Here is a 23,256-nt window from a genome sequence, read left to right as displayed (position 1 = left end):
AGATGTGTTTGCGGATGGATTTATTGCACGTTGGAGGGCTGATAGCGGTGGATGAGCCCGGCGGCGTATTCGAGGTAGGCTTTTTTGCCGAGCTCCGTAATGTCCCGCTGGTTGCTCACCGCCCGGTGGGTGAGGTGGTACAGGGCCCGTATTTCCTCTTCCTGCACGGCATCGTCGCGCAGGTAGGTGTAGTTGGAGTTAAGGAACAGGGCGGCGTCTGTGGTGAAGGTGGGGTCTATGGCTTCAGGGACTTCAGCGTATTCCAGCATTTTTTGCAGGAGGGGCTTGAAGCGGCCCTCCTCTTTTTTGAGCGCTTTCAGTCCGGCCAGCAGTGCGGTCATCGTTACCTGCGCCTCGCGGTAGATGGCCTGCACTTCGTTGATGATCCGGGTGGCCTGGGCTTCCATGTCGTCCGCCAGCTCCTGCTGCAGTATCACGCGGTGATACATCTGCCGCAGATGGTGAAAAGTGGTGCTGCTCTGGCGTTCCGCCAGCAGCAGGTGATGGCGGTAGCGCAGGGTGTCCGCCTGCAGGAGAGCGGCCGTCTGCTCCCTGATCTCTCCTTCCAGCTGCTGCGCCAATACAGGTGCGTCAGCCCGGTCATATTTTTTATGATCGAACTCAAAGTGGCTGGTTTCTATCAGTCCGTTCCCGATCGCGTGGAGAATGTTCAGGTCACTGCGGTTCTGTTCCAGCCGGCGGATCTTCTGCGTGCAGCAGGGAGCGTACAGTTCGCGGGCCGTGGTTTGCAGCAGTTGCCCGTCCAGCGCCTGGTGCACTACGCCCGTCATGTCCGCAAAGGGGCGGTGCCTGTAGTAGTCCGCGAACACTTCGGGGAACCGGTACCGGTCGTGCTGCTGCGCGATGGTATGGATAAAGGTTTCCGCCGGCTCTTCCTGCAGGATGGCCGCTTTGTCCGGGAAAGACCAGTGGTACAGCCCCCGGGTGAAGGCTTCCTGGAAAGCAGTGGCGTTTTCAAAAAGCACCCAGGCGGGCGTGTGGTCTATCGCCGCTTCTACGTTCGCGGCCCTGTAACGGCCTTCGCGTTCTTCTTCGGAAGGGTGGGACGCCCATTGATCGTTATACTGAATGCGGCTGCTGGTCTGTGTTTGCAGGTAGGCATCCGATATCACGGGCAGGCCGTTCACCAGTTCCAGCCGGTGCAGCGTGGCGAGGTACCGCATCAACGCGGTCTGCGCGGCATATACGTTTCTCAGGGAGCTGTCGTTTCCCGCCAGCGCGGCCATGTGCTCGCAGCAATGTGAAAAGCAATGGGTGCTGAGGTGGAACCGGCGCATCGCGGAGATAGCGGGACTGCTGCCTGCCACGGCAATGGCCACCGCGTCCGCATGAAATTCCATTTCCCGGGAAAGCTCCATGTACTGGCGGTTGACCATCCGGTAAAGGAAACGGAGGATGGCCTGTATGCCCTGCATGATGAGCACGGTCACCTGCGGGATGACGTTGAATATATTGATCACGCCGGAAACGCCGGCCCATTTCTTGACCATCCGGCTGCCCCAGTTCTGGCGCTGGTAGAGGATCTTGTAGATGGCGCGGTTAACGGTGTATACGTAGCTGCCGAGCTTCATGCCGCGTTGCGAAAAATGCCCGAACTCGTGCGCCAGTATCATTTTAAACTCGCTGAGATTCACCGTGTTCACCAGCCCCAGGCCGATCATCAGGTGCTTGCGTGGCGGCCAAAACAAGCTCCAGAAGCTGGAATCACAGGACACGGCGGCATTCACGTCCGGGATGGCGAATATCTTGTCCGGCATGCCGGTTTGCGTATCTATGGTAAGCTGACGGATGAATACGAATAAACCGGGATGGTCTTTTTCGTATAGCTGTACACGGTAGGGCGTCCGGTCCCTCGCGGGAGTGAGAATATGTTTAACAAGAAAGAATAGCACTACGGCGCCGTATGCCATGACCAGCGCGCCGGTGACATACAGAAAAACGGAAGGAAGCGTATGCATGGAAAAGCGGATCACCGCAAAGCCGGCCCAGACGCAGGCTCCCGCGAGGCTGACGGCGGCTACCAGCAGGATCACGTACACCACAAAGAAAAGCGTAAGGCCCGCGATCACTTTCTGCACCTGCCTTTTATAGCTGGATGCAGGTTGTACAAGCGCAGGATCTACCATCACCGGATTGGGAGGGTAGTGTACGAATTTGCTCATAGGTAAGGTACGTTCTGGATTTGGAGGGTCCAATATACGCTATCCTCACCTAAACGGCATCCCCCGTACATGCTATGTGTCAGGACAATATGGGATGCCTTTTGAATTCCCGGCTGCGGTCAAAAAGATAACGGTAGGTGGTCAGCTGGCGGCTGCGGTAGGTTCCGAGGCTTTCCGCGATGTTGATCATCTTGGGATTGAAATCGCCGATCCACTGCATTTCATAATCATCATATAACATTTGCCCCTGTATCAGTTTGGCGCCTTCCATGATCATGAAGGCGTCCACCCCTTTGGCCTGGAACTCGGGTATCACGCCGAATGCAATGCCGGTGAACTTGCGGCAGGCGCCTGTCAGCTTCAGCCAGAGGAACTTGAGCTTTTGCAGCAAACCGAATTTGCCGTTCATATGTTTGAAATACTGGTTCAGCTCCGGGAGGTTCAGCCAGCAGGCGATCGGCTGATCTTTATAATAGGCGAACCAGATGATCTTTTCATCCATCACCGGTTTCATCTTTTTAAAAAGCTGGAGCGCCTGTTCTTTGGTCATTTCTTTTCCGGCGCCGTGGCTGGCCCATGCCTTGTTGTACACCGCGGTGAAATCCTCCGCGAATTTTTCGGGCCGGCTTTTGTCCGCATGCCTGGCCGAATAATCAGGATCGGCGGCGAGGGCGGCATGGCGGGTGTAGAACTTTTCCTGCACCTGGTCTTTCACCTTCAGCGCAAAGCAGTACTGGTGGAAGAAGGGCTGAAAGCCGTACGTTTCAAATAATTCCTGGTAATAGGGCGGATTATAGTTCATGCCGTAGGGAGGGTTCACATATCCTTTCACCTGCAGGCCCCACCAGCGGTCCCGCTCGCCGAAGTTGATCGGCCCGTCCATCGCTCCCATGCCGCGTTCCGCCAGCCAGGCTTTGGCGGTATCGAAGAGGAGATTGGCGGCCTGCTGGTCATGTATACAATCAAAGAAACCCACGCCTCCTGTGGGTTGCTCATCCCCTTTGGTCTTGTATTTTTTGTTGACGAACGCGGCAATGCGGCCCGCGAGGCGTCCTTCATCATCTTTCAATATCCACCGTATCACTTCCCCGAAACGGAATGCCTTGTTCTTCTCAGGATCGAACACATCATTGATGTCTTTGTCCAGCGGGCGTATCCAGCCTTCATAATGTTTGTTGAGCTGCACATGTACATCCAGGAACTGCCGGGCTGTCTGTTCGTTGTTAACGATAATTAATTCCATCCTGATAATTTGCTGCAAAAATAAAAGTTAATATTCATCCGTTTATAGCTCAATTCAAAATCAGATATTTCTACACTTATGTACGATTTCCCTACGTCTGTAACAATTAACATTTCGTTTAAGTATCCCCGTATATTTTTATGGAAAAGGAGAGCGTGTGCATCATGATAACAATTTCACAGGACCGATGAGTCAAAAATAGCTATTTCACCCTTTGTTCATACACACACATTTAACCTATGTTGAGAAAAAAATGGTGGCTCATTGCCGCGTTATGCATTATCGGCTCAGGCGTGCTGTATTATGTGTTTGCCAACAAACCCGCTGACAGCAGCACCACAGTCCCCGTACGGAAAGGCAACTTTCGTGACATAGTGGTTAGCCCCGGAGAGCTGATGGCCGAGAATACAGAATATATCAATGCCCCGACCGGCCTGCAATCTAACCAGATTTACGAAGAGATCAAAATACAGGACATGGCCCCCGAGGGCATTACGGTGAAGCAGGGCGATTATATTGCCTCGCTGGACCCTGCCGTGGTGAACAAAAAGATAGGCGACGTGCAGATGGAGCTGGACAGGGCTAACTCCACCCTTTCACAAACCGCGCTGGACACTGCTTTGCAGATGCGCGAAGTGCGGGATAACATCACCAATCTGAAGTTCCAGATGGAACAGAAGACCCTCGCCCTGCAGCTCAGCAAATATGAACCCCCGGCCACCGTGCGCCAGGCGGAGCTGGACGTGGAGAAGGCAAACCGCGACCTCTCGCAGCTGCTGGAGAATTACAAGATCAAGCAACGCCAGGCCGCTACCAAAATGGAGCAGGCGTACCGCGAGCTGCAACGCCGCCAGCAGCAGATGCAAAGCCTGGAAGACCTGCGCAGCCAGTTCAGGATCACAGCGCCCAAAAACGGCCTGCTGGTATATATCATCGATTATAATTCCGGCGGCAAAAAGAAGGCAGGCTCCACCATCCGCACCTGGGACCCGCGGCTGGCCATGCTGCCGGACCTTTCCAGCATGCTGTCCAAAACCTATATCAACGAGGTAGACATCAGCAAGATCAAGAAGAACCAGAAAGTAAGCATGGGGCTGGATGCATTCCCGGATGTAAAAATGGAAGGCACGGTCACCTCCGTGGCCAATATCGGCGAGAACAGGCCGGGCTCCAACGCCAAGGTGTTCGAAGTGCTCATCAAGCTTGAAAAAGTAGATTCCATCCTCAAACCCGGCATGACCACCTCCAATAACATCCTCATCAACCAGGTGCCCAACCAGCTTATCATTCCGCTCGAATCCATCTTCTCCGAAAAGAACACCAGCTATGTATATGTGCGGAAAGGCGCGGGCATAGAAAAGCGGGAAGTGAAGCTCGGTAAGAGCAATGATGAAGAGGTGATCGTTACAAAAGGACTGGAGGAAGGCGATGTGGTATACCTCGCAGAACCGGCCTCGGCAAAGGATAACAAGATCATCCCCCTGAAATAACTCTAAAATCAGCAGCATGCGAAAATTATGGGGAGCCCGTAATATGAATAACCTCAACATTGCGCTGGACTCGCTTGTGGCCAACCGGCTGCGCTCGTTCCTGACCGCGCTGGGCATCATCTTTGGCGTGGGCGCGGTGATAGCGATGCTCGCCATCGGGCGTGGCGCAAAAGAGGAGATCATGAACCAGATGAAGCTGGTGGGCGTCAATAATATTGTGATCAAGCCGGTGGTGGAGGAAAAGAAAGATGAGGATGAAAGCGGCCAGTCAAAGGAAGGAGGGAAAACGGAAGAAAAGAAAAAATTCTCCAAAGGTCTCAGTCTGCAGGACGCCTACAGCATCCGCAAAATGATCCCTACCGTGGAAGCCGTGAGCCCGGAGATGATCCTTGACCAGGATGTGATCTACAGCGGCAAAAGCCGGAAACTGAAAATGGTGGGCATCGAGCCGGCTTTTTTTGAGCTGAACAACATCGCCCTTTCTTCCGGCAGGATGTTCAATGATAAGCAGCTCGCCGGCGGTGAAGGCGTATGCATCATCGGCGCGGGGGTGAAGCGGAAGTTCTTTATCTCGGAAGATCCGCTGGGCAAGACCATCAAATGCGGACAGCAATGGCTGAAGATCATCGGCGTAACGGGCGAGAAGCTGATCAGCAGCGCCACCAAGGAAAACCTCGGCATCCGCGATTACAATATGGACATCTACGTGCCGATACAAACAACGCTGGTGCGCTACAAGAATCCCGCCATCCGCATAGAACATCTTCCCTGGTTCATGGAAGACGGCAGCAACCGCAACCAGCAGGCAAAATCGCAGCACCAGCTGGATCAGCTCATTGTGAAAATACGGCAACCCGAGCAGCTCACGGAATCGGCCGGCATCATCAGCCGCATGCTGAAACGCAGGCATAGTGATGTGGCGGATTTTGAAGTGACCATCCCTGAACAATTACTGCAGCAGCAGCAAAAAACGAAAGACGTATTCAATATCGTGCTGAGCGCCATCGCGGGCATCTCGCTGCTGGTGGGCGGCATCGGCATCATGAACATCATGCTGGCTTCCGTGCTGGAACGCACGAAGGAGATCGGCATCCGCATGGCGCTGGGTGCGCAGAAGAACGACATTGTGATGCAGTTCCTGTTTGAAGCCGTGCTGATCAGTCTTTGCGGCGGCATCATCGGCATCATACTCGGCGTGGCCGGCGCTTATATCGTTGACAAGGTGGCTGACATCAAAACGATCGTTTCCGCTGTTTCCATTTTTTTATCCTTTGTGCTGGCGTCTTCCGTGGGATTGATATTCGGTATCTCTCCCGCGCGCAAGGCTGCCGACCAGAACCCAATAGAATGTTTACGTCATGCTTAAACTGAAATTACTGTTTGCCTGTACCCTTGCCGTTTCCGCCTGTTTTGCGCAGCAAAAGCTCGTGCTGCAGGACGTGGTAGCCATGGCGCAGAAAAACTCGCCTTCCTATTACCGCGCGCAAAGCAGGGCGCTCAACAACCTGTACGCTTACCGCTACTTCCGGTCCGGCCAGCTGCCGCAACTGGTGCTGGACGCCAATTATTCCGGTAGTCCGCTCGGCGAAACCGTAGGCGTATTGCAGCCGGATGGCAAAACAGAATACCGCCGCCGTTCTACTTCTAATACATCACTGGGTCTGGGGCTACGACAACTCGTGCCCTGGACCGGTGGTCAATTTTCCATGCGCACGGACCTCGCGCGGTTCGACCAGTTTGATCCCTACCGCGAGCAGCGCTACATGGCCACGCCGTTTTCCATCAACTATTACCAGCCTTCGATCATGTACAACGCGGCCCGCTGGGACCGCCTGATATCGCCGTTGCTGTACGAAGAAAGCAAACGCCTGTATATTGAAGACCTGGAAGTGGTGGCGCTGGACGCATCGGATTATTTTTTCAGGGCGCTGGCCGCGCAGACGCAGGAGCGCATCCTGCGGCTCAACGTAGAGAATACGGATACGTTATATAAAATATCCAAAGGAAGGTTTGAGCTGGGCAAGATCGCGGAGAATGAATTGTTGCAGATAGAGCTGAACCTGCTGAACGCGCAGAACAACCTGGAACAGGCTTCGCTGAACAAGGAAGTGGCCTACCAGGAACTGAAGCGCTTCCTGAACATGCCAAAGGATGCAGACATAGAGCTGAACCTCCCGAGCGCTACGCCGCTCTTTTCCGTGCCGCTGGACAAAGCGGTGACCGAAGCGGGCAGCAACCGGCAGGCTGTGCTGGAATTCAGGCGCCGCCGCCTGCAGGCCGCACAGGAAGTAGCGTCCGCCAGGGGGAACAACGGATACGAGTTCAACCTCAATGCTCAGTTCGGGCGGTCTAATACCGATTCCCTTTTCGGTGATCTTTACAGCCGCGGCGCCGTGCAGCAGAACCTTTCCATCGGCGTGGCCATTCCTATTATGGACTGGGGCCGCGCCCGCAACCGGGTACGCCAGGCGAAGGCCAACCGCGATCTTGCGGAGATCGATATACAACAGGCGGAACGCAGCTTCGATCAGGAGATCTACCTGCAAACGCAACTGTTCAACATCCAGCAAAAGCAGCTGAACAGCGCCGCCAAGGCAGACACCATCGCGCGGCTGCGCTATGAGATCACCAAGCAGCGTTACCTCATCGGCAAAATATCCATCACGGACCTGAACCTCGCGCAGCAGGAAAAAGACCAGGCCAGTCAAAATTACATCAACGCCCTGCGCTCTTACTGGAATGCCTACTATACCGTGCGAAGGCTTACCCTGTACGACTTTGAGAAGAATGAAAAGATTCGTTACGAGTTCCGCGAACCATGACGCCCCGGTATTGGCATCATTTTTTCTGTTGACAGTGCATGCTTCGAAGGATTCTTTTCCCTGCCGTACTGGCATTACTGGCCGTCATATTTTTTATCAGCGGGTACCGCGACCGTAAGCGGGCCTCCACCCTTTTGCGCGAGAACGAACGCCTTATCGGCGAAAACCGCGACCTGCGGAACAGCCTCACCCTCAGCAACCGCACCGCGCAGCAGATCGCGGACCGCAAGGACATGCAGCACCAGGCGCAGGTGCAGTTTGTTGACAGGCGGGAGTATTTCCGCAAGAACTGGAAACAATATATTTCTGTAAATACCGGCGATTACCGCACAGGCTTCCTGGGCGGTATTAAAGACCTGCAGGTGCAGGTGCGCAACCAGACGGAGTACCCGCTGGATAATGCCATCGTTTCCGTGCAATACCTCCGCGGCAACGGTGATGTATTCAAAACAGAGCAGTACACCGTGCACAATATTCCCGCGAAAGGCGTGCAGTCCGTCACGGCCTCCAACAGCCGGAAGGGCAGCAAGGTAAACATCCGCCTGCTGAGCGTTACCAGCCAGCCGATGAACTTCTGCTGGTCGGCAGACAAGAAGCCGGCGCCGGGTGATCCCGATCCGTTTGCCTGTGTGCCGGCGGTGAAATAGGGAGGGCCGTTTTCTCAGGGCTTCCCGGCAGAAGCCACATGCGTTGCCGCCTGACACCTGCCGGGAAGCCGCCGCCTCAAAACCATGCAAAAGATAATGGCTTCATCGCCTGCTCTTCAGCTCCACCCTCCCCACTTCACTGCCATCATCCTTCAGCATCACCAGCTTCAGATTCTTCTGGTCCGCCTTCACATGCATGATGGTGCGGGCGCCTTCTTTCGGCCCGCCGCCGATCACCACCGGGTAGGCGTGCTTGCCTTCAACGGGCTGGTGCACCACGTAGCGGTGCGTGTGCCCGGCCAGGAAGAGGTCGATCTTGTGCTGCTGGAACAGCGGCCCGAAGAGCTTCTGGCATTCCATCGGCCCGTGCCAGTCACCGGAGTGGTAGACGGGGATGTGCATCATCACCACCCTGAATTTTGCTTTTTTGAATGCCTTCGTCTGCGCCACCTGTTTGAACCATTCGGCCTGCTGGCGGCGGTATTCATCGAAATCCACGATGCCGGCGTACACAGGATGGGTATCTTCTTTGTCCTCCCCGGTATCCAGCACGGTGAAATGCACCGGCCCCCAGGTTTTGGCGAAAAACCAGGGATGATCGAAATAATCGGGCAGCTCGCGGCGGAACTTGCCGCGGGTTTCGTGGTTGCCGCGGGTGAAGATGAAAGGTTTTTGAGAAGCGAAGGCCTGGGCGGCAGGCGTCAGCAGATGGTCGATGATCTGCTTTTCATCTTCCTGGTAATCAAATATGTCCCCGTTGAAGAACACGAAGTCGTACGGCTCCTTGCTGAGCGATACCAGGTGCGGGATGCTCGCGGGGCGGTCGTGAATATCGTTCATCACCAGCCAGGACACCTGTTCCGGGTCTTCTTCCGGCGTGGTGAAGCTGAACAGCTCGCTGCTGATGGTGCCGCCGTAGGTCAGCTTGTAAGGCCGGAACTCGGCGATCTCCTTTGAGAATACTTTGTAGTAATAGGTGGTGCCGGGTTGGAGGTGCTCGAGCCTGATCCGGTAAATGCGGTTGTAGGAGTCCACGATGCCGGCCTGCGAATGGTGCGCTTTCAGGCCCAGTTCTGCCGTTTCTCCATATTCGATCCAGCTGTAGGAGGGCTTGTTGCTGAGCCACATGAGCGTCATGGCCGTGGGAGCCGGATTCTGGAGGTAGGGCGGACAGAGGAAGGCGTGGGCTTCGGGCGCTACGCTGGCGGCGGCGAGGGATTTTACTGCCGGCGCGAGGCCCGCGGCGCTGAGGATACCGGCCTTGGCGAAGGTGCCGAGGAAGCCCCGGCGGCCCAGTACGGGCTTATCATCTTGCATAAAGAGTAGTTTTGAACAGCTATAAAAATAATACCCCCGGCTTAAATAATATAACTTATTCAAGAAAGTTAATATATTTGTAACCCTTAAACCTGACGAAAATCACCCCAAATCATCTTTTCATTATTTTGGGTTTTAAGGCTTCAATGATTACCTTTGCGCGAAATTTCACAGTACCACACATTACACGCATTTTATAAACTTCTAAGAAATATGCCTAACACAGGTAAGATCAAACAAATCATCGGTCCCGTTGTGGACGTGCATTTTGAAGGAAAATTGCCCGAAATTTATAACGCCCTGGAACTGACGCGCGACAACGGCCAGAAGGTTGTGCTGGAAGTGCAGCAGCACCTGGGTGAGGACAGCGTTCGTACCGTAGCCATGGACTCTACCGATGGCTTGGTACGCGGTATGCCCGTTATCGACAGGGGCTTCCCCATCAAAATGCCTACCGGTGATGCCATCAAAGGCCGTTTGTTCAACGTGGTAGGTGAAGCGATCGACGGTCTTGGCCAGCTGGACACGACCAATGGCGCTCCCATCCACCGTCAGCCCCCCCGTTTCGAAGATCTCGCCACCGATACCGAAGTACTCTTTACCGGTATCAAGGTGATCGACCTGATCGAGCCTTATGCAAAAGGCGGTAAGATCGGTCTGTTCGGCGGTGCGGGTGTAGGTAAGACCGTACTGATCCAGGAGCTGATCAACAACATCGCAAAAGGCCACGCCGGTCTCTCCGTATTTGCGGGTGTAGGCGAGCGTACCCGTGAAGGGAACGACCTGATGCGTGAAATGATCGAAGCGAACATTGTGCGGTATGGCGATAAATTCAAGGAATCCATGGAGCATGGCGGTTGGGACCTCTCAGCTGTTGACAAGGCAGCGCTGCAGGAATCCCAGGCTACCTTCATCTTCGGACAGATGAACGAGCCTCCCGGCGCCCGTGCCCGTGTAGCCCTGTCTGGCCTGACCATGGCAGAATATTTCCGTGATGGCGACGGCACCGCAGGTGGCGGCCGCGACATCCTCTTCTTCGTAGACAACATCTTCCGTTTCACCCAGGCAGGTTCCGAAGTATCCGCGCTGTTAGGCCGTATGCCTTCCGCCGTGGGTTACCAGCCTACCCTGGCCACGGAAATGGGCCTGATGCAGGAACGTATCACATCCACCAAGAACGGTTCCATTACCTCCGTACAGGCGGTATATGTACCGGCGGATGACTTGACCGACCCCGCTCCGGCAACTACCTTCTCCCACCTGGACGCAACTACCGTATTGTCCCGTAAGATCTCCGATAAAGGTATCTACCCCGCGGTAGACCCCCTGGACTCCACCAGCCGTATCCTGACCGTTGCGGTAGTTGGAGAGGCACACTACAACTGTGCACAGCGTGTGAAAATGATCCTCCAGCGCTACAAGGAACTGCAGGACATCATCGCCATCCTGGGTATGGACGAACTGAGCGACGAAGATAAACTCACCGTATCACGCGCCCGCCGCGTGGAGCGTTTCCTCAGCCAGCCCTTCCATGTGGCCGAGCAGTTCACCGGTCTGAAAGGTGTACTGGTGCCCATCGAAGAAACGATCCGTGGCTTTAACATGATCATGGATGGTGAAGTGGACGAATATCCCGAAGCAGCATTCAACCTGGTAGGTTCTATCGATGACGCCATCGAGAAAGGCAAGAAACTGCTGGCTGCCGCTGCTAAATAAGGGATGATCACACACAAAACCGATTAACATGTTATTGGAAATATTAACACCGGAAAGAAAGCTTTACACAGGCGAAGTATACGGCATCCAGTTGCCGGGTGTGGATGGTTCTTTCGAGATACTGGACCGCCACGCTCCCCTGATCGCCGCTTTGGGCAATGGTAAGATGAAGGTGCTGAAAGACAAGGCCAGTGCGGAGCATTTTACGATCGACGGTGGTTTCGTAGAAGTGCTGAACAACAAGGCTACCGTGCTGGTTGAAGGCGCTGTAGCGGTTTAAAAGAAGGATAAAGGCGATTTTTGAAATAGAGAGGGCCGGGCGTTTAGCCTGGCCTTTTTGTTTTTAGTTCAGGGTAGGGTCGATGGGGAAATTGGCCATCATGGCAAAGCTGTGGCCCATGTTCCGCAGGGATTGCTTCCATATCTCGGGGCCTTCGGCGGAAAACAGCAATGCGGGGTTGATGGCGGACAGTATCCAGCTTTTATCGTCCAGCTCCCCCTGTAACTGCCCTTCGCTCCAGCCGGAATACCCGATAAAGAACTTGATCTTCCGCGCGTCGTCGCTATTACTGTTGATCAGTTGTATGGCGGCGGCGAAATCCCCGCCCCAGTAAAGCCCCGGAAATACCTCGGACCCGCCGGTGATCAGCTCCGGCAGCTGGTGAATAAAATGAACGGTGTCCATCTGCACAGGGCCGCCGAGAAAAACGGGAATGTTGGGAATGAGCACATCGGGGATCAGTTCGTCCAGCTTCTGCTCAAAAGGCCGGTTAACAATAAATCCGAAGCTGCCCTGTTCCTGGTGCTCGCAGAGCAGTACTACGGTCCTGGCGAAATTCGGATCTTTCAGAAAAGGGTCCGCTATCAGCAATATTCCGGGCGAGAGCTTGTCCATAGCTTGATCTTTGGGCTTTTCAAATTTAACCAAGAATGAAGAAAATGGTTCATTATTTTTTGGATTAGCTGGTACAATATTGACGGCTTTGTTCAGAGCAAGGATAAGGCAAGGAGAGAGCAAGGAGAAGGCAAGGTAAACGTTTAGCAAAAGCCGTTAAAATAGTATAAAAAAGAAAAAGGGACCTAGAAAGATCCCTTACCATTTTATCAACCAAAATCTAAATCGCTTATGGAACGAATCCACGTCGATGTATGTAGAAAGTTTATTCGCTTTTTTGAGTCATCTATATAGTAGCAAATTTGGTACCAGATGACAGAGCAAAGTTATGGAAACTGGCAGCAATTACAGCATAAATCCTCCGTTAAAATTACGTTAAAGTAATGCTGTTTTGTGAAAAACAGTATGGATAAGGCTTTGCGGGATTTAATTTTGTATCATAGTTGCTATAGCAATTAGTTTACAAGGGATGGATTTTCCCTATATTTATCGTTTATACGTTTTACAACATGTTGCCACTAAAGAAGATATTTCCTGTCATAATTGCACTGATCACACTCTCGCTGTTGGGAATCATCTACATACAGGTGAGCTGGATACGCAACGCCGCGCACATCAAAAAAGAACAGCGCGAGCAGCGTATGCAGACCATGACCTATATGGTAGCTTCCGAACTTTATAAGGGGATGAAATTCCCGCTTGGCAAGGTGAAGGTAGACAGCCGCGTGTCTAAAGACGGCAGCGCCAGCCGCTTCAGCTTTGATCCCATCGAGCCGCTGCGCCCCATCACTTCCGTGAGCGATGTGTTTGAAGCGCGGGATGTGTACGAGATGATCAAGAAAGGCATGATAGAGAACAAGATGGATACCGTGTTCGAGTTCGGCATCAATAACATCTACGGTACAAAGCTCTATTCACCGGGCTTCAAGGAAGCCTCGCTGCGTGCGTCGGCGGACGCCAACAACGCCAACCTCCTGGCATACGTTACGCCCATCGCTGATGATAACCCGGCATCCGGCCAGCAGTTCAATCTTGAAACAGATGAAACGCTGGTGGTGATCGTGCCGGAAAGCAGTCTTTCCTCGCTGCAATCCCTCGGCTGGATGATCTTCGGCAGCGTACTCTTCACCGCCATCATCATCACCGCCTTCGCGCTCACCATCCGCACCATGTTCGGACAGAAAAAACTTTCCGAGATCAAAAGCGATTTCATCAACAACATGACCCATGAGCTGAAAACGCCGCTGGCTACCATTTCTCTCGCCATCGACGCCATCGGCAATGAAAAGGTGATGGACAACCGCGAGAAGATCCGCTACTTCTCCGGCATCATCAAGGAAGAGAACAAACGCATGAACAAACAGGTGGAATCCATCCTGCAGTCCGCCCTCCTTGAAAAAGAAGAGCTGACACTGAACCTTCAACCGATCGACATACACCAGCTGATCACATCCACCGTAGAAAACCTGCAGCTGCAGCTCGACGGCAAGAACGGCAAGGTGTACCTGCAGCTGAACGCACATCAGCCGATCATCAAAGCGGATGAAGTACATATCTCCAATCTCATCTTCAACCTGCTGGACAATGCCATCAAATACTCCAAAGAAAACCTGGAAGTACGCATCGCCACCGGCAACACCCGCAAAAGCCTGATCATTTCCGTGGCGGACAATGGCATCGGCATGAGCAGGGATACCGTGTCCCGCATCTTCGAAAAATTCTACCGCGCGCATACGGGCAATGTGCATAACGTAAAGGGTTTCGGCCTGGGCCTCAGCTATGTGAAAGCGATCGTGGATGCGCATAAAGGCAAGATCAGGGTAGAGAGCGTCATGGGCAAGGGAAGCAGGTTCACGCTGGAGTTTCCGCAGGACTAAGTATCTTTGGATCAACAAAATAGAAACACCAGCATACTCCCATGTTGTCAGAAAAAGAATTGTCAAGATACAAGCATCCCATTGCCGTACCCGGTATGGGCGTTGCTTTCCAGGAGAAATTAAAAGCGGCCCGCATACTTGTGATCGGCGCCGGTGGATTGGGAAGTCCCGTTGCCCAGTACCTCAGCGCCGCCGGTGTAGGCGTGATCGGTATTGCGGATTATGGAACGATACTGGAAGAAGACCTGCACCGCCAGCCGATGTACAACATGCAGGACCTGCGGAAGCATAAAGCGAAAATGGCGACCAGCCGTCTTTTTTCCCTCAACCCCTGGAACAAGCATTTCCCCTTTCTCGTGCAGATCCGTCCGGATAACGCCCTGCAGATATTCAGCAGTTTCGACCTGATTGTGGATTGTTCGCAACACCGTATTACACATTTTGTGGTGAACGACGCCTGCCTGGCGTTGAACAAGCCCTTTGTGACCGGCGAGGTGCATAACTGGGTGGCCTGGTGGGGCGGCTTCAACATGCCGCAGCAGGAGGCGGCGGGGCGGGTGGCATCTTACCGCTGTAACGATTTCAAAGTAGACGATCTCCGGAATTTTGACGCGGGCGCCCTGGGCGCCACGCACGGCGCCACGGCTTTGCTGATGGTGAACGAGATCATCAAGTTCGTGGCAGGCGTACCGGGCCTCGCGGGCAAGCTGCACACCTTCAACTACCTGCACCAGAAATTCGAGGTTACCGACCTGAATGCGGATGTTGCCGGTATGGCGGAAGTGAAGGCCCGCGGGCTGCTGACGGCCGAGGAATACGGCCTGGAAGTGGTGCCGGACGTGGAGGATTAGTTCCCCGAATACCATGCATTCATCAGAGACATCCTGCAGGAATGAAAAAACATTTAAAAAAAATAGCGCTGTGGGCCATCGGCATTTACCTGGCCGGGGGAATCGCCCTGTATTTTGTGCAGGACAAGCTGTTGTTTCACCCGGAGGTGCTGCCGGAGAGCTACAAGTTTAAGTTCGATGTGCCTTTCGAAGAATTGCTGATACCCGTGAATAAGGAAGTGAAGCTGAGCGCCGTGCTGTTCAAAGCTGAGCGCCCCCGCGGCATGGTGCTCTATTTCCACGGCAACGCCATGAACATCAACCGCTACGCGAAGATGATGCGCAATTTCACCCGCAACAACTACGATGTGCTGATCCTGGATTACCGCGGTTTCGGCAAAAGCACCGGCCGCCTGACGGAAGAAGCCCTGTTCGGCGATGCATTGCTGATGTACAAAGTAGCCCGCACCCGCTTCGCACCCTGGCAGATCGTGATCTACGGCAAGTCCATCGGCACCGGCATTGCGGCGCAGCTGGCCTCCGTGCGCGATTGCAGGCGCCTGGTGCTGGAAACGCCGTACTACAGCCTGGAAGATGTGGCCGGAGATGTAGCGCCGATTTACCCCGTTGGATGGCTGCTGAAGTATAAGTTGCCCACTTATACATATCTGCCCAAAGTAGCAGCGCCCGTTACGATCTTTCACGGAACAGAAGATGAAACGGTGCCGTATGAATCCGGTAAAAGGCTGGAACCGCTTTTCAAGAAAGATGATGAGTTTGTAACGCTGGAAGGCGGAGAACATAATAACCTGAACGACTATCCGCTGTTTCACAGGAAGCTGGATTCGGTGTTGAGCAGGTGAAGAAAACTACTTCACCTCCCGCAAAGACACCCCCTTCCCGCTCACCTTCAACTCATGCTGCACCCCCAGCTTCAACGCAAAGTTCTGCTCCTGGTGCCCCACCGGAAAGCCGTAGCACACCGGGTAATCATATTCCTGCACCATATTCCGGATGATCTCGTACTCCGTTTGCCCGAACGGCGTATCCGTTTCCCTTTCCTCCGTGAATGAGCCCACGATCAGGCCCGCCAGTTTGTCCAGCCACCCCGCCCGCTTCAGGTTATACATCATCCGGTCGATATTATACCGGTATTCGCCCACATCTTCCAGCACCAGTATCTTCCCTTTGGTATTGACCTGCGAAGGGGAACCGGAGATATTCGCCAGCAGGGAAAGGTTGCCGCCTGTCAGCCTGCCGGCGGCCTTGCCTTCCCGGTTCATGGGGTGCGGCTCGCAGGCGTACTGGCTGCGCTTGCCCAGCAGCGCTTCGCGCAGGCTGTCAACGTATATGTTTTCCCGTGTGGCCACGGTGATGCCGCTGCACATCAGCGAATGGATGCTTGCAATTTTATGCCGCTCCTGCATATGCGCATGCAGTGCGGTAATATCGCTGTACCCGCAGATCCACTTGGGATGCTTGCGGAAACGGGAGAAATCGATCTTGTCCAGGATACAGATCATGCCATAGCCGCCTCTGCCGAAAACGATCGCCTTGATATCCGGATGGTCCATCATATCCTGCAATTCTTCCAGCCGCAGCTCGTCCGGCGCGGAAAAATTATGGAAGCTGGTGCCCACCGTAATGCCCAGGTGCACCCGGAAGCCCCAGGATTCTATAATACCGGCGGCATATTCGGCCGCATACAGTTCCATCTTGCTGCTGGAGCAGGTAACGCCAATCAGATCGCCTTTTTTCAGATAGGGCGGAATTTTGATCATTCTACAACGCTTTAGTTTACCTTTGCTGATTAATTGGAGCCGGTTAAGCCCGGCCATAAAGTAAAGATAATTCCGGCAAGGATATAAGCATTATGAAACAATTTAACAGAACCCTGGTCACAGCAGCGCTGCCTTATGCCAACGGTCCCGTGCACATCGGGCACCTGGCGGGCTGTTACATCCCGGCGGACATCTATGTCCGCTACCTGCGGGCCAGGAAAGCAGACGTAAAATTCATCGGCGGAACAGACGAACATGGCGTACCTATCACCATCAAGGCCATGCAGGAGAACGTCAGCCCGCAGGATATTGTGGACAAATATTACGCGATCATCAAAGACAGCTTTGATGCCATGGGCATCTCTTTCGATATATTTTCCCGCACCTCCCGCCAGATCCACCACGAAACAGCCGCCGGCTTCTTCAAAAAGATGTATGACGACGGCCTTTTTGAGGAAAGGGAATCCGAGCAGTATTTCGATGAGGTGAAACAGGTGTTCCTGGCGGACCGGTATATCATCGGCACCTGCCCGAAATGCGGCAATCCGAATGCTTATGGCGACCAGTGCGAACGCTGCGGTTCGTCCCTGAGCCCGGACGAGCTGATCAATCCCCGCTCAGCCCTCAGCGACGCCGTGCCCGTGAAAAAGAAAACGAAGCACTGGTATATGCCGCTGCAAAATTATGAGCCCTGGCTGAAACAATATATCATCGAAGATCACAAGGAATGGAAGAATAACGTATACGGACAGTGCAAAAGCTGGCTGGACAATGGCCTGCAAAGCCGCGCCATGACGCGGGACAGCAACTGGGGTATCAAGGTGCCGTTGAAAGATGCCGAAGGAAAGGTGCTGTACGTATGGTTCGATGCGCCGATCGGCTATATCTCCGCCACCCGGGAGCTGACCGACCAGTGGCAGGATTACTGGTGCAAGGAAGACAGCCGCCTGGTGCATTTCATCGGGAAAGACAACATCGTGTTCCACTGCATCATTTTCCCGGCGATGCTGAAAGGGCACGGCGGTTATGTGGTGCCGGACAATGTGCCCGCCAACGAATTCCTCAACATCGAAGGCGAAAAAGTATCCACCTCCCGCAACTGGGCCGTGTGGGTGCACGAGTATATCAAGGATTTCCCCGATCAGCAGGACGTGCTGCGGTACGTACTGTGCGCCACCGCGCCGGAAACAAAGGATAACGACTTCACCTGGAAAGATTTCCAGGACCGCAATAACAATGAGCTGGTAGCCAACCTCGGCAACTTCGTGAACCGCACGATGGTACTGATGCACAAGCTCTGCGGCGGCAAAGTACCGCCCATGCATGCGGAGCAGAAAGATGCGGCGGACGACGCTGTGTTCGCCATGCTGCAGGAAGCCAAAGCGAAGATCTCCGAATCGCTCGAAACCTTCCGTTTCCGCGACGCGCTGAATGAAGTAATGAACGTAGCCCGCGAAGGCAACCGCTACCTCCAGGAAAAACAACCCTGGATACTGGCTAAAACGCCGGAACTGCAGGCGCAGCACCAGGCGCAGATCGACAATTGCCTGCACGTCTGCCTGCAGCTGACCGCCAACCTCGCCATCTTCATCAACCCCTTCCTGCCGTTCACGGCAAAGAAGATCTGCCATATGCTGAAAGTGGTAGACCGCCTGCTGGAATGGGAAAACGCCGGCAGCATGAAACTGGTCAGCGTAGGCTATTCGCTGCGGCCGCCGGAACTGCTGTTCAAAAAGATAGAAGACGAACAGGTGAAAGCGCAGGTGGACAAGCTGCATGCCGGACTGAAGAAGCCCGCTGCCGCCGCACCCGAAGAAACACCGAAGCCCGAAGCAAAACCTGAAATACAATATGATGATTTCGCGAAGCTGGACCTGAAAGTGGGCACCATCATACAGGCGGAGAAAGTGGAGAAGGCGGACAAACTGCTGAAGCTCACCGTAGATCTCGGCTATGAGCAGCGCACGGTAGTATCCGGCATCGCCCAGCATTTTAAACCCGAAGAGATCACCGGCAAACAGGTAACGCTGGTAGCCAACCTCGCTCCCCGCAAAATGCGCGGCATCGAGAGCCAGGGCATGATACTGATGGCGGAAGATAAAGACGGCCGCCTCGTGTTCGTGAACCCGGACGATGCGGTAGCGCCCGGCAGTAGTGTAAGCTGATAATAACCGTTTTACATAAAGAAACCCTGCGTTTGTCAAAAACACGCAGGGTTTTTTCATTCCCCTCATCGTACCCCGGCAAAAAATGCTAAATTCATTCATCAAAAGCTGGAAAACATGGAAAGAAGGATCAACAAAGTAGCCGTGCTCGGTTCCGGTGTAATGGGTTCAAGGATTGCCTGCCTTTTTGCAGGCGCAGGCGTAAAGGTATTGCTGCTGGATATCGTTCCGAAAGAGCCGAACGATGCGGAAAAGGCAAAAGGATTAACGACGGAACATCCGGCGGTAAGGAACAGGATCGTGAACGAAGCATTACAGGCGGCGGTCAAATCCAATCCTTCGCCCCTGTATACAAAAGCATCCGCCCGGCTTATCAGCACCGGCAATTTTACGGATGACATGAAATCCATTGCGGACTGCGACTGGGTGATAGAAGTAGTGGTGGAGAACCTGGACATCAAGAAGAAGATCTTCGAACAGGTAGAGCAGTTTCGCAAGCCCGGCACCCTGATCACTTCCAACACCTCCGGCATCCCCATTCACCTGATGGCGGAAGGCCGCAGCGATGATTTTAAGAAACACTTCTGCGGCACCCACTTCTTCAATCCGCCGCGCTACCTGCGGCTGCTGGAGATCATTCCCACACCGCATACAGACGCCGCTGTAGTGGATTTTCTCATGCACTACGGCGATCTCTATCTCGGGAAAACAACCGTGCTCTGTAAAGACACACCGGCATTCATCGCCAACCGCGTGGGCGTGTTCTCCATCATGGCCATCTTCCATATCATGCAGGAAATGGAACTGGGCATAGATGAAGTGGATGCACTGACAGGCCCCGTGATCGGCCGTCCCAAATCCGCTACTTTCCGCACGGCGGACGTAGTGGGCATCGATACGCTGGTGAAAGTGGCGAAGGGCGTGGCGGACAATGCGCCCAACGATGAAGCCAAAGCCATCATGGGCATCCCGCCGTTCCTGCAAAAAGTAGTGGAGAACAACTGGCTGGGCGATAAGACCGGGCAAGGCTTCTACAAAAAAACGAAAGGAGCGGGCGGCAGCAAGGAAATACTGACGCTGGACCTGAAAACGATGGAATACGGCCCGAAGCAAAAAGCGAAGTTCGCCAGCATCGAAGCCGCCAAACCCATTGAAGACCTGAAGCAGCGCATCAAAGCCCTGGCGCAGTCCACCGACAAAGCCGGACAGTTCTACCAGCGTTTTCATGCGCACTTGTTTTCGTATATCAGTCACCGTATCCCGGAAATAGCAGATGATCTTTATAAAGTGGACGATGCCATGAAAGCCGGCTTTGGGTGGGAGATCGGCGCGTTCGAAACATGGGATCTGCTGGGCGTGGAAAACGGGCTGAAGCTGATCAAAGACAACAAGCTGACGGCCGCTGCCTGGGTGGAAGACATGCTGGCAGCCGGCGTGAAATCGTTCTACAAGATCGAAAACAACAAAAAGCACTATTATGACCTGGCATCCAAAGCTTACAAGCCGGTGCCGGGCGAAGATAATTTCATCATCCTCGAAAACCGCTCCGGCAACATCGTCTGGAAGAACAGCGCCTGCAATCTCTATGATCTCGGCGACGGCATCCTCAACCTCGAATGGAAAACAAAGATGAACACCATCGGCGGTGAGGTGCTGGAAGGCGTGCATAAGTCGGTAGACCGCGCGGAGAAAGATTTCCGCGGGCTTGTGATCGGCAACGACGGCGCGAATTTCTCCGCGGGCGCCAACGTGGGCATGATCTTCATGCTGGCGGCGGAGCAGGAGTTTGATGAGCTGGACATGGCCGTACGCCTGTTCCAGAAAAGCACCATGCGCCTCCGTTATTCCTCTGTTCCCGTGGTGGTAGCGCCACATGGCCTCACATTGGGCGGCGGCTGCGAAATGAGCCTGCATGCGGATGCGGTGCAGGCCGCTGCGGAAACCTACATCGGCCTGGTGGAGCTGGGCGTGGGCCTGATCCCCGGTGGCGGCGGCACCAAGGAAATGACGCTGCGCGCGTCCGACGCTTATCGCGAAGGGCTGGTGGAGAACGTGATCCTGCAGGATTATTACCTCACTATCGCGCAGGCGAAGGTGGCCACTTCCGGATTTGAAGCGTATGAAATGGGCATCCTGCGGGAAGGCACGGACGGTGTGAGCATGAACCCCTCCCGCGTGATCGCGGACGCGAAGGAAAAAGCCCTTGAGCTGGCGGAGGCCGGCTATACCCGTCCCATCGAAAGAACAGACATCCGCGTACTTGGGCGTTCCGCCCTGGGCGCCATGCTGGCGGGCATCAACGGCATGAAGTTCGGCAACTACATTTCGGAATACGATGCAAAGCTCGCGGCGAAGCTCGCCTATGTTATGTGCGGCGGCGATCTCAGCGAACAAACGCTTGTCAGCGAGCAATACCTGCTGGACCTTGAAAGGGAAGCCTTCCTCAGCCTCTGCGGGGAACGCCCTACGCTCGAAAGGCTGCAGCACATGCTCAAAACCGGCAAGCCGCTGCGTAATTGATCATTATAATCAACACAAACCTTGGAAAACACACACATCTTATCCCTCCACCAGGTATCCAAGCACTATGGCCCCATCCAGGCGTTGAAAGAAGTTTCTTTTGATGTGCCGGCCGGCAGCGTGTTTGGCGTACTGGGCCCCAACGGCAGCGGGAAAACCACGCTGTTAGGCATCGTTATGGACGTATTGAAGGCCAACGCAGGCTCCTTCAAATGGTTCGGACAGGAGCCGCATGCAGACCTCCGCAAAAGGATCGGCACGCTCCTGGAAACCCCTAACTTCTATCACTATTACTCCGGCATGCGCAACCTGCAGATCAGCGCGCAGATCAAAGGCCGCGGCCAGGACGATATCGAGCGCGTACTGCGGCTGGCGGGATTGTGGGAACGCCGGGACTCGAAGTTCAGCACGTTCTCCCTCGGCATGAAACAACGCCTCGCCATCGCCAGCGCACTGCTGGGCAAACCGGAAGTACTGCTGCTGGATGAACCCACCAACGGCCTGGACCCCGCCGGTATCGCGGAGATCCGCGACCTCATCCGCCAGCTCGGCGAACAGGGCACCACCGTGATCATGGCCAGCCACCTGCTGGACGAAGTGGAAAAAGTATGCACCCACGTAGCCATCCTCAAAAAAGGCGTGCTGCTCACGGCCGGGCATGTGGACGAAGTATTGTCCAACGAAGACATGATAGAGATCAGCGCGGCGGACCTCGCGCAGCTGGAAAATGTGCTGAACGCATTGCCCAACATCAAGTCCATCCGCCGGCACAACGGCAGCTTCCAGATAGTGTTCTCCGGGAGCCAGAGCGCAGAGCAGGTGAACAGGCATTGCTTTGAGCAGGGCGTCACGCTCAACTACCTCGCCGTACGCAGAAAGAGCCTCGAAGCAAGGTTCATTGAATTAACCAATTGATCTTAACGCATCATGATAACACATCTTTTAAAAATAGAGTGGATGAAGGTGAAGAACTACCGCACCTTCTGGATACTCATTGCATTGTTCACCGTAGCAGCGCCGCTGTTGTGCATGGCTTACCAGAGCGTGAACCGCAACATCACCAGCAAGCTGCCCATTTTGCAGGACCCTTTTTCCTTCCCGCAGGTGTATGAAACAGTAGCCTGGCTGACCAGCTTTATGACGCCCGTGATGGGCATCCTGATGATCATCCTGCTCACCAACGAAAACAATTTCCGCACACTGCGGCAGAACATCATCGACGGATGGAGCAGGGACCAGTACATCGCCGCAAAGTTCAGCGTGATGCTTTGCATGGTGCTGTTCGTCACCTTCCTGGTAGCAGTAACGGCATTGGTATTCGGCCTGCAGAGCGGCGGGAGTGCGGACGGCGATACGTTCAAGTATATCGTATGGTCAGCCCTGCAAAGCCTTGCCTACCTGTCATTCGCCTTTTTCCTCGGCACGTTCATGAAACGGTCCGGCATCGCCATTGCTATTTATGTGTTCTATGCTTACATCGGTGAGTTCATGCTCTCGATGCTGCTGGATTTCAAAGTGAAATTCCACGCCGGCGCCTTTCTGCCGTTTGAAGCAACAGACCGCCTGCTGTCCGGCGAATCGAAAATAATACGCAGGCTGATGGAGCAGGCCACACCACCCTCCGCCACCACCTACGTGCTGATCGCGCTGGCCTACGTCGCCTTGTTCTGTTTTCTTTCCTGGCGCAGGCTGAAACGGTCAGACCTGTAATTATTTAAATGTTAAACGTCAGGAATTGTAAATCACAGCTTGTAAATTTGTTGATAAAAC

18 protein-coding genes are annotated in these 23,256 nt (G+C 54.2%); 13 read left to right on the top strand and 5 right to left on the bottom strand.

Going from position 1 to position 23,256, the window contains the following annotated elements:
* Window positions 1–20: 20 nt before the first annotated feature.
* Window positions 21–2,183, bottom strand: a complete 2,163-nt coding sequence (locus CCY01nite_RS03035; protein WP_146857820.1) for a M48 family metallopeptidase — start codon at window positions 2,181–2,183, stop codon at window positions 21–23.
* 79 nt (window positions 2,184–2,262) lie between these two features.
* Window positions 2,263–3,426: a hypothetical protein gene (locus tag CCY01nite_RS03030; protein ID WP_146857819.1), complete on the bottom strand. Its 1,164-nt coding sequence runs from the start codon at window positions 3,424–3,426 to the stop codon at window positions 2,263–2,265.
* A 239-nt stretch (window positions 3,427–3,665) separates the two neighbouring features.
* On the opposite strand from CCY01nite_RS03030, the gene CCY01nite_RS03025 reads away from it, so the two are divergent.
* The 4 genes from CCY01nite_RS03025 to CCY01nite_RS03010 are packed head-to-tail and all read left to right on the top strand — an operon-like array spanning window position 3,666 to window position 8,385.
* Window positions 3,666–4,916: an efflux RND transporter periplasmic adaptor subunit gene (locus CCY01nite_RS03025; RefSeq protein ID WP_146857818.1), complete on the top strand. Its 1,251-nt coding sequence runs from the start codon at window positions 3,666–3,668 to the stop codon at window positions 4,914–4,916.
* Between the two features lie 16 nt (window positions 4,917–4,932).
* Complete coding sequence (locus CCY01nite_RS03020) at window positions 4,933–6,282, top strand: ABC transporter permease (protein WP_146857817.1); 1,350 nt, start codon at window positions 4,933–4,935, stop codon at window positions 6,280–6,282.
* Window positions 6,275–7,738: a TolC family protein gene (locus tag CCY01nite_RS03015; protein ID WP_146857816.1), complete on the top strand. Its 1,464-nt coding sequence runs from the start codon at window positions 6,275–6,277 to the stop codon at window positions 7,736–7,738. Before CCY01nite_RS03020 ends, CCY01nite_RS03015 begins: the two co-directional genes overlap by 8 nt.
* 38 nt (window positions 7,739–7,776) lie before the next feature.
* Entirely contained in the window at window positions 7,777–8,385 is a 609-nt protein-coding gene (locus CCY01nite_RS03010; protein ID WP_146857815.1) for a hypothetical protein, read from the top strand.
* A gap of 102 nt (window positions 8,386–8,487) precedes the next feature.
* Here the strand turns inward: CCY01nite_RS03010 and CCY01nite_RS03005 are convergent, their stop codons facing one another.
* Window positions 8,488–9,702, bottom strand: a complete 1,215-nt coding sequence (locus tag CCY01nite_RS03005; RefSeq protein ID WP_146857814.1) for a purple acid phosphatase family protein — start codon at window positions 9,700–9,702, stop codon at window positions 8,488–8,490.
* 213 nt (window positions 9,703–9,915) lie between these two features.
* Between CCY01nite_RS03005 and atpD the strand changes: the two genes are divergently transcribed.
* Window positions 9,916–11,418, top strand: coding sequence for a F0F1 ATP synthase subunit beta (atpD, locus tag CCY01nite_RS03000; RefSeq protein ID WP_146857813.1), 1,503 nt, complete (start codon window positions 9,916–9,918; stop codon window positions 11,416–11,418).
* Window positions 11,419–11,446: 28 nt separating this feature from the next.
* Entirely contained in the window at window positions 11,447–11,698 is a 252-nt protein-coding gene (gene atpC / locus CCY01nite_RS02995) for an ATP synthase F1 subunit epsilon (protein WP_146857812.1), read from the top strand.
* A gap of 63 nt (window positions 11,699–11,761) precedes the next feature.
* Here the strand turns inward: atpC and CCY01nite_RS02990 are convergent, their stop codons facing one another.
* Window positions 11,762–12,313: a YqgE/AlgH family protein gene (locus tag CCY01nite_RS02990; RefSeq protein ID WP_146857811.1), complete on the bottom strand. Its 552-nt coding sequence runs from the start codon at window positions 12,311–12,313 to the stop codon at window positions 11,762–11,764.
* Between the two features lie 509 nt (window positions 12,314–12,822).
* Here CCY01nite_RS02990 and CCY01nite_RS02985 point away from each other — a divergent pair.
* From CCY01nite_RS02985 to CCY01nite_RS02975, 3 genes are read left to right on the top strand one after another with little or no spacing between them, the layout of a single operon-like run.
* The gene (locus tag CCY01nite_RS02985) at window positions 12,823–14,190 is read left to right on the top strand and encodes a sensor histidine kinase (protein ID WP_146857810.1); all 1,368 of its coding nucleotides are present in this window, start codon (window positions 12,823–12,825) and stop codon (window positions 14,188–14,190) included.
* Between the two features lie 41 nt (window positions 14,191–14,231).
* Window positions 14,232–15,041, top strand: coding sequence for a HesA/MoeB/ThiF family protein (locus tag CCY01nite_RS02980; RefSeq protein ID WP_146857809.1), 810 nt, complete (start codon window positions 14,232–14,234; stop codon window positions 15,039–15,041).
* 41 nt (window positions 15,042–15,082) lie between these two features.
* On the top strand, window positions 15,083–15,883 hold the full coding sequence (locus tag CCY01nite_RS02975; protein WP_146857808.1) for an alpha/beta hydrolase: 801 nt from the start codon (window positions 15,083–15,085) through the stop codon (window positions 15,881–15,883).
* A gap of 6 nt (window positions 15,884–15,889) precedes the next feature.
* Here the strand turns inward: CCY01nite_RS02975 and CCY01nite_RS02970 are convergent, their stop codons facing one another.
* Window positions 15,890–16,801, bottom strand: a complete 912-nt coding sequence (locus CCY01nite_RS02970; RefSeq protein WP_246129837.1) for a S66 peptidase family protein — start codon at window positions 16,799–16,801, stop codon at window positions 15,890–15,892.
* Between the two features lie 92 nt (window positions 16,802–16,893).
* Between CCY01nite_RS02970 and metG the strand changes: the two genes are divergently transcribed.
* The 4 genes from metG to CCY01nite_RS02950 all read left to right on the top strand — a co-directional run bounded on the left by metG (window position 16,894) and on the right by CCY01nite_RS02950 (window position 23,196).
* Window positions 16,894–18,966, top strand: a complete 2,073-nt coding sequence (gene metG, locus CCY01nite_RS02965; protein WP_146857807.1) for a methionine--tRNA ligase — start codon at window positions 16,894–16,896, stop codon at window positions 18,964–18,966.
* 117 nt (window positions 18,967–19,083) lie between these two features.
* Window positions 19,084–21,486 (top strand): 3-hydroxyacyl-CoA dehydrogenase/enoyl-CoA hydratase family protein, encoded by a 2,403-nt coding sequence (locus CCY01nite_RS02960; RefSeq protein WP_146857806.1) that lies wholly within the window; start codon window positions 19,084–19,086, stop codon window positions 21,484–21,486.
* Window positions 21,487–21,507: 21 nt separating this feature from the next.
* On the top strand, window positions 21,508–22,401 hold the full coding sequence (locus tag CCY01nite_RS02955; protein ID WP_146857805.1) for an ABC transporter ATP-binding protein: 894 nt from the start codon (window positions 21,508–21,510) through the stop codon (window positions 22,399–22,401).
* A gap of 12 nt (window positions 22,402–22,413) precedes the next feature.
* Window positions 22,414–23,196, top strand: coding sequence for an ABC transporter permease (locus CCY01nite_RS02950; RefSeq protein WP_146857804.1), 783 nt, complete (start codon window positions 22,414–22,416; stop codon window positions 23,194–23,196).
* Window positions 23,197–23,256: the final 60 nt, after the last annotated feature.

This window comes from Chitinophaga cymbidii, assembly GCF_007992715.1.
Lineage (GTDB): Bacteria > Bacteroidota > Bacteroidia > Chitinophagales > Chitinophagaceae > Chitinophaga > Chitinophaga cymbidii.
The sequence above is the reverse complement of the archived record's forward strand: the minus strand, read 5'-3'. Positions and strand labels throughout refer to the sequence as shown.